This window comes from Paraburkholderia sp. BR10882, from assembly GCF_040948855.1.
In the GTDB taxonomy this organism is placed as follows: domain Bacteria; phylum Pseudomonadota; class Gammaproteobacteria; order Burkholderiales; family Burkholderiaceae; genus Paraburkholderia; species Paraburkholderia nodosa_A.
In genome coordinates this window covers 86,047-99,522 of the sequence record NZ_JBFPKP010000001.1, presented here as the reverse complement: position 1 = coordinate 99,522, position 13,476 = coordinate 86,047, and the positions used below count along the sequence as shown (strand labels likewise).

Sequence of the window (13,476 nt, the reverse complement as noted above, 5' to 3'; positions counted from 1 at the left end):
CGTCGTGCCGCTTAGTTGCGCACCGGCTTGCCGGTTTGCAGCATGCCCATGATGCGTTCCTGCGTCTTCTGCGTGCCGAGCAGATCGACGAAGGCGCGGCGCTCGAGCTTGAGCAGCCATTCTTCGTCGACGAGACTGCCCGCCTCGACGTCGCCGCCGCACACCGCTTCCGCGATGCGGCTCGCGATCAGGAAGTCGTGATCGCTGATGAAGCGGCCGTCGCGCATGTTCACGAGCGATGCCTTGATGGTCGAGATCGCCGAGCGGCCCGCCACCGGAATCTGCGTGGCGCGCAGCGGCGGGCGGTAGCCCGCAGCGGAGAGTGCGCGCGCTTCCTTCTTCGCCGTGTCGAGCAGTTCGAACACGTTGAAGACGATCGTGTCCGACGGCTTCAGATAGCCCATTGCGCGGGCTTCGTGCGCCGAGGCCGAAACCTTCGCCATCGCCGCGTTTTCGAACGACTTCTGCAGGAACCGGAGCAGATCGCTCGGGGCCGCGCCGATCGCCGCTGCGCCTTCGGCTGCACGAATCGCCGCTTCCTTCAGGCCGCCGCCCGCGGGCACGAGACCCACGCCCACTTCCACGAGGCCGACATAGCTCTCGACATGCGCCACGCGCTTCGCGCTTTGCAGCATGATTTCGCAGCCGCCGCCGAGCGCGATGCCCGACACCGCCGTGATCACCGGCACGTTCGCGTACTTCACGCGCAGCATCGTGTCCTGGAACTTCTTCACGAACGGCTCGATGCCCTTCGCCCCGCCCATCATGAACGCGGGCATCGCCTCTTCGAGGTTCGCGCCTGCCGAGAACGGGCCGCCCGGCGCGCCGAGCTTGAACGACGTCGGTTGCCAGATCACGAGGCCCTTGTAGCCGTCTTCCGCGATGTCGATGGCCTTCACGAGCGAGTCGAGCAGGCCCGGGCCCATCGTGTTCATCTTGCTCTTGTACGAGACGATGACGACGTCGTCCTCGCCCGCGCGGTCGTCCACCCAGGCGCGCAGGTTGTCGTTCTCGAACAGCGTCTTGCCGTAGGTCTTCGGATCGCGTGCGCTCGTTTCACCGAACAGCGCCGCACGGAACACCTGACGCTCGTACACCGGCAGCGTCGAGCGCGGCACGAAGCGCGCTTCAGCGGGCGACCACGAACCTTCCGCGCCGTGCACGCCGCCGTTCGCGGCGACCGCGCCTTCGAACACCCAGGCGGGCAGCGGTGCATTCGACAGCGCCTTGCCTGCATCGATGTCTTCCTTCACCCACTCTGCGACCTGTTTCCAGCCCGCGGCCTGCCAGCCTTCGAACGGACCTTCGTTCCAGCCGAAGCCCCAGCGGATCGCGAGATCGACGTCGCGCGCGTTGTCGGCGATCGACTGCAGATGCACGCCGATGTAGTGGAACACGTCGCGGAAGATCGACCACAGGAACTGCGCCTGCGGATGCTGCGTTTCGCGCAGCAGCTTCAGACGCTCAGCGGGCGGGCGCTTGAGGATGCGGCCCACCAGTTCGTCGGCCTTGCCGCCGCCGTCGACGTACTCGCCCGTGTTGGCGTCGAGCACCTTGATCGCCTTGCCTTCCTTGCGATAGAAGCCGCCGCCCGTCTTCTGGCCGAGCGCGCCCTTCGCCACGAGACCCGCGAGCACGGCCGGCGTCTCATACACAGGGAAGAACGGGTCGTCCTTCAGGTTGTCCTGCATCGTCTTGATGACGTGCGCCATCGTGTCGAGACCCACGACGTCCGCGGTGCGGAACGTCGCCGACTTCGCGCGGCCAAGGCGCGCGCCCGTGAGGTCATCGACTTCGTCGAAACGCAGACCGAACTTCTTCGCCTCGGCGATCACCGCGAGGATCGAGAACACGCCCACGCGGTTCGCGATGAAGTTGGGCGTGTCCTTCGCGCGCACCACGCCCTTGCCTACCACGCTCGTGAGGAACGATTCGAGCTGGTCGAGGATTTCGGGCTTCGTTTGCGTCGTCGGGATCAGCTCGACGAGGTGCATGTAGCGCGGCGGGTTGAAGAAGTGCACGCCGCAGAAGCGCGCCTTCAACGCATCGTCGAAGCCATGCGAGAGTTCGGTGATCGACAGGCCCGAGGTGTTGGTCGCGAAAATCGCGTTCGGGCCGAGGTGCGGCGCGACCTTCTTGTAGAGGTCGTGCTTCCAGTCCATGCGCTCGGCGATCGCCTCGATCACCACGTCGCATTCCGCGAGCTTTGCGATGTCGTCTTCGTAGTTCGCGGGCGTGATGTATTGCGCGTCGTCCTTCATGCCGAAGGGCGCGGGCGAGAGCTTCTTGAGCGTCTCGATCGCCTTCAGCGCGATGGCGTTCTTCGGGCCTTCTTTCGCGGGCAAATCGAACAGCAGCACGGGCACGCGGGCGTTGATCAGGTGCGCGGCGATCTGCGCGCCCATCACGCCGGCGCCGAGCACGGCCACCTTGCGAATATTGAGGTTGCTCACGTTGTTCCTCCAGCGGGTATGCAATGTCGAGCGGATTGAGGTGTGAGGGCGGCGCGTTTCAACGTGGGCCGCCTCCGGACATCGTGTTGACGGCGCGCGCGCCTTTGAAAAGCGCGCGCCCGTTGGCTTTTAGAACAGCGCTTCGTCGACTTCCATCAGCGTCTTCGAACCCGCGCGCGCCTGGCGGATCGACGTGGCCGTTTCGGGCAACAGCTTCGCGAAATAGAAACGCGCCGTGGCCAGCTTCGACTTGTAGAACGGATCGCCCGAGCTTTCCTTGTCGAGCGCGATGCGCGCCATGCGTGCCCAGAAGTAGGCGAACACGAGGTGGCCCGCCGTGCGCAGATACGGCACCGCGGCCGCGCCCACTTCGTCCGGGTTCTGCATCGCCTTCATGCCGATTTCCATCGTGAGCTTCTGCATCTTGTCGCCGATGTCGGCGAGCGGATTCACGAACTCCTGCATTTCCGGCTTGACGCCTTCGGCTTCGACGAAATCCGTCACGAGCTTGCCGAACTTCTTGAGCTTCGCGCCCATATCGCCCAGCACCTTGCGGCCCAGCAGGTCGAGCGACTGGATCGTGTTCGTGCCTTCGTAGATCTGGTTGATACGCGCGTCGCGCACGTACTGCTCCATGCCCCACTCGGAGATGAAGCCGTGGCCGCCGAACACCTGCATGCCGAGGTTGGTGCTCTCGAACGCGTTGTCGGTGAGGAAGGCCTTGATGATCGGCGTGAGCAGCGCGACGAGGTCGGCCGCTTCCTTGCGCTCGCCTTCGTCGCCGTGCGAGAGCTCCTTGTCGATCTGCAGCGCGGACCAGTACGTGAAGGCGCGCGCGCCTTCGGCCCAGGCCTTCTGCGTGAGCAGCATGCGGCGCACGTCCGGATGCACGATGATCGGGTCAGCGGCCTTTTCGGGCGCCTTCGGGCCCGTCAGCGAGCGCATCTGCAGGCGCTCCTTCGCATAGACGAGCGAGTTCTGGTACGCGACTTCGGTGAGGCCGAGACCTTGCATGCCGACGCCCAGACGCGCCGCGTTCATCATCACGAACATGGCGTTCAAGCCCTTGTTCGGTTCGCCGACGAGCCAGCCCTTCGCGCCGTCGAGATTCATCACGCAGGTCGCGTTGCCGTGAATGCCCATCTTGTGTTCGATCGAGCCGCATTTGATGCCGTTGCGCTCGCCCACTTCGCCCGCTGCCGTGGGGATGAACTTCGGCACGACGAACAGCGAGATGCCCTTGGTTCCCGGCGGCGCATCGGGCAGTCGAGCGAGCACGAGGTGGATGATGTTCTCGGCCATGTCGTGCTCACCGCTCGAGATGAAAATCTTCGTGCCGGTGATCGCGTACGAGCCGTCGCCGTTCGGCTCGGCCTTCGTGCGCAGGATGCCGAGGTCGGTGCCGCAGTGCGGCTCGGTCAGGCACATCGTGCCGGTCCATACGCCTTCGACGAGCTTCGGCAGATAAGCCTTCTGGAGCTCGGGCGTGCCGTGTGCATGCAGACACTCGTAGGCGCCATGCGAGAGACCCGGATACATGGTCCACGCCTGGTTCGCCGAGTTCAGCATTTCGTAGAGCGCGTTGTTCACGAACGCGGGGAGGCCCTGGCCGCCGTATTCGGGATCGCAGCCGAGCGCGGGCCAGCCCGCTTCGACGTATTGCTTGTACGCTTCCTTGAAACCAGCAGGCGTGGTGACGACGCCGTCGCCGGCGTACGTGCAGCCTTCACGGTCGCCGACCTGGTTCAGCGGAAACAGCACCTCGGAGCAGAATTTTCCGGCTTCTTCGAGCACCTGGTTGATGGTGTCGGCGTCGAGGTCGGCGTGCTTCGGCATCTGCTTCACTTCGCCTTCCACGTTCAGCAGTTCGTGCAGAACGAACTGCATGTCGCGCAGCGGCGCGGTGTACTGTCCCATGTCTTCTCTCCAAAATTTGAGCTTCGGGTCCCTCGCGCGCCGCCGCGACTTCGATGTTGCGGCCGGGCGCTACTGGGTCTCGCTCTGATACGAAACAATCAGCTTCTCGAACGCAGCCCACGTATGCTCGACCGCGTCCGGCAGATGCAGGAAGCGGCCGTCATGATGCAGGCCGAGCGTCACGCTATACAGTTCGAAGAGCATCAGCGCGGGATCGGTCTCCTTGCGCAAATGGCCTTCTTCGATTGCCTGCGAAATGGCCCTCAGGAGCGCCGCGCGCCACATCGACACGCTCGCGACCAGCGTCTCGCGCACCTGGCTGTCCGCGCGGTCGTCGTACTCGACGGCGCCGCTGATGTAGATGCAGCCGGTCGTGACTTCGTGAATGCGCTTCTCGAACCATCGCGACAGCATCGCACGCAGACGCGGCAAACCGCGTGGCTCGCGCAAACTCGGAAAGAAGACTTCTTCCTCGAATCGACGGTGGTACTCGCGCACCACCTCGACCTGCAGGTCTTCCCGAGACCCGAAGTGAGCGAAGACGCCACTCTTGCTCATCTGCATGCGCTCGGCGAGCAGGCCGATGGTCAAGCCTTCAAGGCCATCGCGACCTGCGAGGTCGAGTGCTGCATCCAGAATGGCGGCTCGTGTCTGTTCGCCTTTTCGCATAGCTTTCTTTACCGTAACGATGTGGCCGCGATGTCGCTGTCAACTGCTCATTAACTGCTTACATCTCGGCTGAATTAAATCGAACGGCCGTACTATTGTTGAGGACGGCCGTCCGCGAAACAAGGACTTTATTAGAAACCGATTTCTAACCGGTACTCTAATTTTCGGGGTTCGGGCGCCGCGCGCAAGCCGACATTCTCTCGATTGCACGAGCGGGGATTCGTATGGCAGCTTTCTGTTTCTAGTCGTAGCCGCCCACGGTGATGAGCTTCATGAGCGCACGATAGAACGCCCAGGCGAGCCAGTTCACGGCGCGTACGTGCCACGGCCGCGCCTCGTAGCGCGCACGGTCGATCTGTGCGGCGTCGCCGAACGCCGCGAGGATCTCGCAGCGCAGCTGTTCGATCTGCGGATGCTGCACGAGCAGCACGTTGGCCTCGTTATTGAGCACGAGGCTGAGCGCGTCTAGGTTCGAGGAACCCACGGTGCCCCAGCTCGAATCGACGACGGCCACCTTGCCGTGGAGCATCGTTTTCTCGTACTCCGCAATCTGCACGCCCGCGCTGAGAAGCTGGTGATAGAGGAACGGCACCCCGTAGTCGAGTACCTTGAATTCCTTTCGTCCGACCAGAAGCTTGACCGCCACGCCGCGCTCCGCGGCGCTCACGAGCGCGCGACGCAGCCGCCGGCCCGGCATGAAATACGGATTGGCGAGCAGCACTTCCTTGCGCGCCTCGCCGATGGCGTCGAGATAAGCCTTTTCGATCGCACGCCGGTTCACCACGTTGTCGCGCGCGACGAACGCCACGCAGGGCACCTGCGCCGCGCGCGGGTCGCGCACGCTCGCGCGCAGGCGCTCGCGCAGACGCGTGAAGAAGCGTTTCGCCCGCGGCGAGCTAACAGTGGGTGCAAGCGCGCGCAGCGCGTCGTCGACGATCTGCGTGGGGCGCCCCACCGTGTGGCCGGTGGGATGCGGCGACATGAAACCCGCGCTCGCGGGCACGCCGGGCGAGAGTTGCTGGGGCAGCGGCGGCCGGTAGCCGAGCCGGATACGCCGCCACTGCTGCTCGATCGCAAGGCGCACGTCCACGACCACGGGACCGTACAGCTCGACGGCGAAATCCCAGCGCGCGTAGGGCAGCCTGTGGCCGTCCTGCTCGAAATCGTCGATCACGTTGATGCCGCCGCAGAAGGCGAACTGGTCGTCGATCACGGCGAGCTTGCGGTGCGTGCGCGAAAAACCGAAGCGCCCGAAGATATGCGGGTTGTAGACGCGGTGCTCCACCCCCCCGCCCGGCCAGGTCTCGAACAGCGCGATGCGTGGCGAGCCGATGCCGTCGGTGATGACGCGCACGCGCACGCCGCGCGACGCCGCGCGCATGAGCGCATCGGAGAGCGCGCGGCCAATGTCGTCGTCGCAGAAGATATAGGTTTCGAGCGCGACGTCCCGCTCGGCGGCGTCGATGCGCTCGATCATCGCGCCGAACAGACCGGCGCTCGAGCCGAACAGGCGCACGTCGTTGCCGCTCGTGAAGCGATAGCGCGAACGATAGCGCCGGCCAAGCAGCGCCTCGCGTAGCCGCACCACGCGCTGCGATTCAATGCCGGGATCGGTACTGGTTTCGCTCATGTCGCGTTCACCCACGCCCTTCGCGTAGCCGCATGGGCAGTTGCAGAATGGCTTCGCGGTTCGACCACGAGAAGCACTTCGCCGCCGCCTGCTCGTAAGGCAGCCACAGATAAGCCGTATGCTCGCGCGGCGCGAGCGTGACGACTGTGCCCGTTGGCACTTCCAGGCTGAACCAGTGCTCGGTGTTGCGCGTGACGCCGGGCGCATAGCGATGGCGCCAAACGGGATAGATTTCGTACTCGATCTCGTGATGCCAGTCGAGCAGCGCCGCCTGCGGAACGTTCCCGGCGCCCACCGCAATACCCGTCTCCTCGCCCACCTCGCGCACGGCGGTTTCGGCGAATGGCTCGCCTGGACGATCTTTCGAGCCGGTGACCGACTGCCAGAAACCCGGCCGGTCGGCGCGTTCGATGATCAGGACCTCCAGTTGCGGCGTATGGATGACGACGAGTACGGATTCCGGAATCTTCGGCGGCTTCTGCATGGTGATGGAGCGTGGGGAGGAACGCGCGCTGCGCGCTTGCGGCGCGTCTAAAGGTAATTTAACGCAAAAAGCGAAAAAGGCGCACGATGCGCCTTTTTTGTTGTTGCGATGCAAAAGCCCTGACGGGCCTTCGCAGCAGGAGGGCGGCTTACTGCGCCGTCTTCTGCTCGGGCTGACGCAGACGGATGTGCAGTTCGCGCAGCTGGCGCTCGTCCACCGGGCTCGGGGCCTGCGTAAGCAGGTCCTGCGCGCGTTGCGTCTTCGGGAACGCGATCACGTCGCGAATCGAATCGGCGCCGGCCATCATCGTGACGATGCGGTCCAGACCGAACGCGATACCGCCGTGCGGCGGCGCGCCGTATTGCAGCGCGTCGAGGAGGAAGCCGAACTTCGCGCGCGCTTCTTCCGCATTGATCTTGAGCGCGCGGAACACCTTGCTCTGTACGTCTTCCTGATAGATACGCACCGAGCCGCCGCCGATTTCCCAGCCGTTGAGCACCATGTCGTAAGCCTTGGCGAGGCAGCGGCCCGGATCCGTTTCGAGGTATTCCAGGTGCTCGTCCTTCGGGCTCGTGAACGGGTGGTGCGCGGCCACGTAGCGGTTTTCTTCCTCGTCGTACTCGAACATCGGGAAGTCGATCACCCACAGCGGCTTCCAGCCCTTCTCGACGAGGCCGTTGGCACGGCCGAACTCCGAGTGGCCGATCTTCAGGCGCAGTGCACCGAGGCTGTCGTTCACGACCTTCGCGCGGTCTGCCGCGAAGAAAATGATGTCGCCGTCTTGCGCGCCGGTGCGCTCGAGGATCGCGGCGATCGCGGCGTCGTGCAGGTTCTTGACGATCGGACTTTGCAGACCGTCACGGCCCTTCGCGGCTTCGTTGACCTTGATCCACGCGAGACCCTTCGCGCCGTAGATACGCACGAATTCCGTGTAGCCGTCGATGTCGCCGCGCGACAGCTCGCCGCCCTTCGGCACGCGCAGCGCCGCGACGCGGCCGTCCTTCGTGTTGGCCGGTGCGCTGAACACCTTGAAGTCGACGTCCTTCATGGCGTCGGTCAACTCGGTGAATTCGAGCTTCACGCGCAGGTCCGGCTTGTCCGAACCGAAGCGGCTCATGGCTTCCGCATACGGCATGATCGGGAACTTCGCGTCGAGCTCGACGTCGATCGTTTCCTTGAACACGTGACGCGCCATGTCTTCGAACAGGTCGCGGATTTCCTGCTCGCCGAGGAACGACGTTTCGCAGTCGATCTGCGTGAATTCGGGCTGACGGTCGGCGCGCAGGTCTTCGTCGCGGAAGCACTTGACGATCTGGTAGTAGCGATCGAAGTTCGCCACCATCAGGAGCTGCTTGAAGAGCTGCGGCGACTGCGGCAGCGCGAAGAACTGGCCCGCGTTTACGCGCGACGGCACGAGGTAGTCGCGCGCGCCTTCCGGCGTGCTCTTCGTGAGCATCGGCGTTTCGATGTCGATGAAGCCGAGCGCGTCGAGATACTTGCGCACGGCCATCGTCACGCGGTAGCGCAAACGCAGGTTGTGCTGCATCTGCGGACGGCGCAGGTCGAGCACGCGATGCGTGAGGCGCGTGGTTTCCGAGAGGTTGTCGTCGTCGAGCTGGAACGGCGGCGTGACCGACGCGTTGAGCACCACGATTTCGTGGCACAGCACTTCGATCTTGCCGCTCGTGAGGTTCGCGTTGACCGTGCCTTCCGGACGATTGCGAACGAGACCCTTGACCTGCACGCAGAACTCGTTGCGCACGCCTTCGGCGATCTTGAACATCTCCGCGCGGTCCGGGTCGCACACGACCTGAACGAGGCCCTCGCGGTCGCGCAGGTCGATGAAGATGACGCCGCCATGGTCGCGGCGGCGCTGCACCCATCCGCACAGCGAAACAGTTTGGCCCAGCAGCTGTTCGGTCACCAGACCGCAGTATTCAGATCTCATCGACATGATGTTCGTCTTTCGTTATGCATGAATGAACGGGAGCGGCGCGCAGCAGCGCGTCGTCCGGTATTAAAGCGGAGGATCGATGGGGCGGCGTGGTGAGGTTGCCGGCGCGACCACGCCCATCGAAACAATATACTTGAGCGCGGCGTCGACGGTCATGTCCAGCTCGACCACCTCGCTCTTTGGCACCATCAGGAAAAAGCCCGACGTCGGATTCGGCGTAGTCGGGACATAGACGCTCACGTGATCTTCCTGCAGGTGGTTGACTACGTCGCCGCCGGGAATGCCGGTGAGAAACGCGATCGTCCACGAACCCTTGCGCGGGTATTCGATCAGGAGCGCTTTGCGAAATGCATTGCCGTTGCTCGAAAGCAGTGTATCGGAAACCTGCTGGATGCTGCCGTACAGCGGTCCGATGATCGGAATGCGGCGCACCAGCGCGTTCCACCACTCCACCAGCTTCTGCCCGATGAAGTTGTGGGTGAGCAAACCGACCCCGAAGATGAACGCGAGCGTGAGCACCGCGCCGAGTCCCGGCAGGCGCACGCCGAACATGCGCTCCGGCCGCCACGATTCGGGCAGCAGCAGCAGCGTCTGATCCATCGTACCGATGACGAGGTTCAGCACCCACAGCGTGATGGCCAACGGCACCAGCACCAGCAGGCCGGTCAGGAATACCGATTTGAACGTCGCTTTCTTGATCGTCATGTACACCGCCATGCGGGCCGTGCGCGGCAAACGGGCTGCCGGCGCGGCTACGGCGCGGCGCGTGTCCCGGAAATAGAGGAATCGCGCCGCAGGTTGTCAGGTCGAGGCTGCCGGGCTGGGCGTACTCGCTGGGGTGCTCGCGGCGGGCGCGGCTGCGCCCGAATCGCTGGAAGCACTCGCGGCGCCCTCGCCGGCCGGCTTGCCGGCTTCCGACGACGGCGCGTTTTCGCCAGCCTCCTTCGCGCCGGCCGCCGCGCCGCTCTTGCTGCCGTTGCCGCCGCGGAAATCGGTGACGTACCAGCCCGAACCTTTCAGCTGAAAGCCCGCTGCGGTCACCTGCTTGCGAAACGTGTCCGCACCGCAGCTCGGGCACTGCGTCAGGGGCGCATCGCTCATCTTTTGGAGCACGTCCTTGTCGAAGCCGCACGACTCGCAGCGATAAGCGTAGATCGGCATGATCTCTATCCTGATGAAAATCTGATAATTGCTTGCAAAGCCTTGAATTATAGCCGCAAACCAGGATCGCCCCTGGCATTTACCGGGGTTGGGTGTCCAGCGGGGAAGGTCGGAGGGTTGCGGCCGCCTCGGCTTACATGAGCGCAGGTTGCGCGCACATCAAGAGCGCGCGCGGTCATGCAAGGCGGCAAGCGCACGGCGTGCCGGCCCGAGACAGCTCCAACCCCGCTCAAACGGGCGACGGCGCGACGTCGTTGCGGCGCCACACGAGCCATCGCTCGCGCCCGACGAACACGGGCAGCGAGTCGGCCACGGGCTGATCGTCGGCCAACGTGAAGTACGGCGTGAGCAAGGCGTCGAGTTCGTCGCGCGCGATCGCGAACGGCGGGCCCTTGGGCGTCTCGCCGATGAAGAAATAGCCCGCGAGCAATGCGCCGGGCTGCAACAGCTGGGCCATGCGGGTGGCGTAGCTCGCGCGCTGCGTTTTGGGCAGCGCGCACAGGAACGCGCGCTCGAACACCCAGGCCGGCATGAACGGCGGCGTGTAGGCGTAGAAGTCCGCCTCTTCGACGACACCGGCGTACTGCCCCAGCGCCGTGCGCGCGCTCGCGACCGCGGCCGGCGCGAAGTCGATGGCGCGCACCGTACGGCCGCGCTCGGCGAGCCAACGTGCTTCCCAGGCATTACCACAGCCCGGAATCAGCACCGCGGCGCCAGGGTGCGCCGTGGCGAAGGCTTCGAACTGGCGCTGCACGCCCGCCTGATCCCACGGCGTGAAGCCGCGCGCAAAGCGCTCATTCCAGAACGAGGGCGACGCCGGGTCGCGGGTTTCGAACTCGGGCACTTCGCCCGGTTGCGGCGGCAGGGTCGGGTCGCTCATCGTCTCACTCCTTGTTCACGTGGTCCGTCAGCCGCCGTAGGCAAACGCGAGCCACACGCGCGCGGCCACCATGCCCACGCCCACGGCAACGCCGAACAGGAGCAGGCCCTGCAGCAGGCGGTTCGTGCGGCGTTGCTCGGCGAGCATCGCGCGGATCGTCTCGTCGTTCGCGAAACCGCCCGGTTCCTGGCGATGCAGGAGCGCCTGGTGCACGAGGCGCGGCAATTGCGGCAGCGTCTTGCTCCATTGCGGCGCTTCGATCTTGAAGCGCTCGTACCAGCCGCGCAGGCCGATCTGCTCGGTCATCCAGCGCTCGAGATACGGCTTCGCCGTTTTCCAGAGATCGAGCTCCGGATCGAGCGAGCGCCCGAGACCTTCGACGTTGAGCATGGTCTTTTGCAGCAGCACGAGCTGCGGCTGGATTTCCACGTTGAAGCGCCGCGAGGTCTGGAAGAGGCGCAGCAGCACCTGGCCGAGCGAGATGTCCTTCAACGCCCGGTCGAAATACGGTTCGCACACGGCGCGAATCGCGCTTTCCAGCTCCTCCACGCGCGTGTTGGGCGGTACCCACCCCGATTCGATATGCAGCGTCGCCACGCGGTGATAGTCGCGCTTGAAGAACGCGAGAAAGTTCTGCGCGAGATAATTCTTGTCGAAGTCGGACAACGCGCCGACGATGCCGAAATCGAGCGCAATATAGCGGCCGAAATGCACGGGATCGAGACTCACCTGAATGTTGCCGGGGTGCATGTCGGCGTGAAAGAAGCCGTCGCGGAACACCTGCGTGAAGAAGATCTCGACACCCTCGCGCGCGAGCTTCGGAATGTCCACGCCTGCCGCCCGCAGCTTGTCCACCTGGCTGATCGGCACGCCGACCATGCGCTCCATCACCAGCACGTTGGCCGTGCTGAATTCCCAGTACATTTCCGGCACGAGCAGCAGGTCGAGGCCCGCGAAATTGCGGCGCAACTGGCTGCCGTTCGCGGCCTCGCGCATGAGGTCGAGCTCGTCGTGCAGGTACTTGTCGAATTCGGCCACCACTTCGCGCGGCTTCAGACGCTTGCCGTCGGCCCACAGGCGCTCGGCCCACACGGCGATGTCGCGCAGCAGCGCGAGGTCGGAGTCGATCACCGGACGCATGTTCGGGCGCAGCACCTTCACCGCCACCGGCTTGCCCGCGTGCTGGCCCGACTTCACCTTGGCGAAGTGCACCTGGGCAATCGATGCGCTCGCCACCGGCACACGCTCGAACTCGTCGAAGATCGTGTCGACCGGTGCGCCTAGCGACTTCTCGATCAGGCCGATCGCCACGTTCGAATCGAACGGCGGCACCTGGTCCTGCAGCTTCGCCAGTTCGTTGGCGATATCGGGCGGCAGCAGATCGCGGCGCGTGGACAGCACCTGGCCGAATTTCACGAAGATCGGGCCGAGGCTTTCCAGCGCGAGACGCAGACGCAAACCGGGCGGATCGTCGAAGCGACGGCCGATCGTGGTGATGCGCAGAAGCAGCGCGACACGCCGGTCGTTGATCCGGCTCAACATCATCTCGTCCAGGCCGAAGCGGATGACGGTGAAGAAAATCTTGAGGAAACGCAGAAAACGCATGTCTGGGGGGCCTGTTGACTAGCGCGAGCCGCGCGGCGCAGCGCTTTGGCTCCCGCCGCCGGCCTGTGATTTTTGTTCGAGCCGCTCGATGCGCTTTTCCACGCGCGCCAGCGCGTCGCGTGCGCGCGACAGCTCTTCATTGAAGCCGTCGAGCTCGGCGCGCCGCACGAGCTGCGGATTTTCATCGAGCAGATATTCCGTGACCGAGCCGAGCACGTTGCGCCCGGTGCGCAGGGCCTGCTCGCTCGCGGCGCGCGCGAGCGTGGCGATGCGTGAAGCCGGCGCGTCGCCGATCAGCTTCGCGAGGTCCTCTTCGGGCTCCCAGCGCAGATGCTCGGCGAGCTTGCCGATGACCTGCGCAAACTCGGCATCGCCCTCGATCTTCACGTGCTTCATCACGGCCGCCTGGCCGCCCTGCATGAACGACGAGAGCGCGCCTGCGGGCAGCGAGAGCGTCACATCGACGTCGCCCGCATCGTGGTCCTCGACCGCGCCCAGATAGCCGTCCGGCTGCACGAGCAGCGTGAGCACGATGGGCGCACAGGTGAGACGGGCCGTCTTGCCGGCATAGGGGGCGAGACGCTCGCGTGCCCACGTTTCGCGGGCGAGCAGGTGATTGACGGCGGCAGCGAAGGGCTTGGCGGCAAGAGTCATCGGCTTGGAATAAGAAAACCCGCACGGGCACAAGCCCGGGCGGGTTCCTATTGTAACGTTCGAGCCACA

The 13,476-nt window shown here is 64.8% G+C and carries 10 protein-coding genes and 1 pseudogene; all 11 read right to left on the bottom strand.

The window, feature by feature from the left end:
- Positions 1-11: 11 nt before the first annotated feature.
- The gene (locus tag AB3X99_RS00440) at positions 12-2,453 is read right to left on the bottom strand and encodes a 3-hydroxyacyl-CoA dehydrogenase/enoyl-CoA hydratase family protein (protein WP_368615882.1); all 2,442 of its coding nucleotides are present in this window, start codon (positions 2,451-2,453) and stop codon (positions 12-14) included.
- Positions 2,454-2,582: 129 nt separating this feature from the next.
- Entirely contained in the window at positions 2,583-4,370 is a 1,788-nt protein-coding gene (locus AB3X99_RS00435; protein ID WP_069262903.1) for an acyl-CoA dehydrogenase C-terminal domain-containing protein, read from the bottom strand.
- 69 nt (positions 4,371-4,439) lie between these two features.
- Positions 4,440-5,039: a TetR/AcrR family transcriptional regulator gene (locus tag AB3X99_RS00430; protein WP_028206015.1), complete on the bottom strand. Its 600-nt coding sequence runs from the start codon at positions 5,037-5,039 to the stop codon at positions 4,440-4,442.
- Positions 5,040-5,280: 241 nt separating this feature from the next.
- A pseudogene (locus tag AB3X99_RS00425) lies at positions 5,281-6,573 on the bottom strand (phosphatidylserine/phosphatidylglycerophosphate/cardiolipin synthase family protein); the annotation flags it as partial.
- A gap of 103 nt (positions 6,574-6,676) precedes the next feature.
- Positions 6,677-7,153, bottom strand: a complete 477-nt coding sequence (gene nudB / locus AB3X99_RS00420) for a dihydroneopterin triphosphate diphosphatase (RefSeq protein WP_342948410.1) — start codon at positions 7,151-7,153, stop codon at positions 6,677-6,679.
- A gap of 148 nt (positions 7,154-7,301) precedes the next feature.
- Positions 7,302-9,107, bottom strand: a complete 1,806-nt coding sequence (gene aspS, locus AB3X99_RS00415) for an aspartate--tRNA ligase (RefSeq protein WP_069262905.1) — start codon at positions 9,105-9,107, stop codon at positions 7,302-7,304.
- A gap of 63 nt (positions 9,108-9,170) precedes the next feature.
- Positions 9,171-9,812: a DUF502 domain-containing protein gene (locus tag AB3X99_RS00410; protein ID WP_042266455.1), complete on the bottom strand. Its 642-nt coding sequence runs from the start codon at positions 9,810-9,812 to the stop codon at positions 9,171-9,173.
- A 96-nt stretch (positions 9,813-9,908) separates the two neighbouring features.
- Positions 9,909-10,268: an FmdB family zinc ribbon protein gene (locus tag AB3X99_RS00405; RefSeq protein ID WP_368615881.1), complete on the bottom strand. Its 360-nt coding sequence runs from the start codon at positions 10,266-10,268 to the stop codon at positions 9,909-9,911.
- Positions 10,269-10,497: 229 nt separating this feature from the next.
- Positions 10,498-11,148, bottom strand: a complete 651-nt coding sequence (locus tag AB3X99_RS00400; RefSeq protein WP_368605547.1) for a methyltransferase domain-containing protein — start codon at positions 11,146-11,148, stop codon at positions 10,498-10,500.
- A gap of 27 nt (positions 11,149-11,175) precedes the next feature.
- The gene (gene ubiB / locus AB3X99_RS00395; protein ID WP_069262908.1) at positions 11,176-12,753 is read right to left on the bottom strand and encodes a ubiquinone biosynthesis regulatory protein kinase UbiB; all 1,578 of its coding nucleotides are present in this window, start codon (positions 12,751-12,753) and stop codon (positions 11,176-11,178) included.
- Between the two features lie 18 nt (positions 12,754-12,771).
- A complete protein-coding gene (locus AB3X99_RS00390; RefSeq protein ID WP_069262909.1) occupies positions 12,772-13,407 on the bottom strand; it encodes an SCP2 domain-containing protein in 636 nt (211 codons plus the stop codon).
- Positions 13,408-13,476 lie beyond the last annotated feature (69 nt).

Bases quoted from the DNA above. Each gene is read 5' to 3' on its own strand.
- AB3X99_RS00435 (WP_069262903.1), bottom strand. From the start codon at position 4,370: ATGGGACAGTACACCGCGCCGCTGCGCGACATGCAGTTCGTTCTGCAC.
- AB3X99_RS00430 (WP_028206015.1), bottom strand. From the start codon at position 5,039: ATGCGAAAAGGCGAACAGACACGAGCCGCCATTCTGGATGCAGCACTC.
- nudB (WP_342948410.1), bottom strand. From the start codon at position 7,153: ATGCAGAAGCCGCCGAAGATTCCGGAATCCGTACTCGTCGTCATCCAT.
- aspS (WP_069262905.1), bottom strand. From the start codon at position 9,107: ATGTCGATGAGATCTGAATACTGCGGTCTGGTGACCGAACAGCTGCTG.
- AB3X99_RS00410 (WP_042266455.1), bottom strand. From the start codon at position 9,812: ATGACGATCAAGAAAGCGACGTTCAAATCGGTATTCCTGACCGGCCTG.
- AB3X99_RS00405 (WP_368615881.1), bottom strand. From the start codon at position 10,268: ATGCCGATCTACGCTTATCGCTGCGAGTCGTGCGGCTTCGACAAGGAC.
- AB3X99_RS00400 (WP_368605547.1), bottom strand. From the start codon at position 11,148: ATGAGCGACCCGACCCTGCCGCCGCAACCGGGCGAAGTGCCCGAGTTC.
- ubiB (WP_069262908.1), bottom strand. From the start codon at position 12,753: ATGCGTTTTCTGCGTTTCCTCAAGATTTTCTTCACCGTCATCCGCTTC.
- AB3X99_RS00390 (WP_069262909.1), bottom strand. From the start codon at position 13,407: ATGACTCTTGCCGCCAAGCCCTTCGCTGCCGCCGTCAATCACCTGCTC.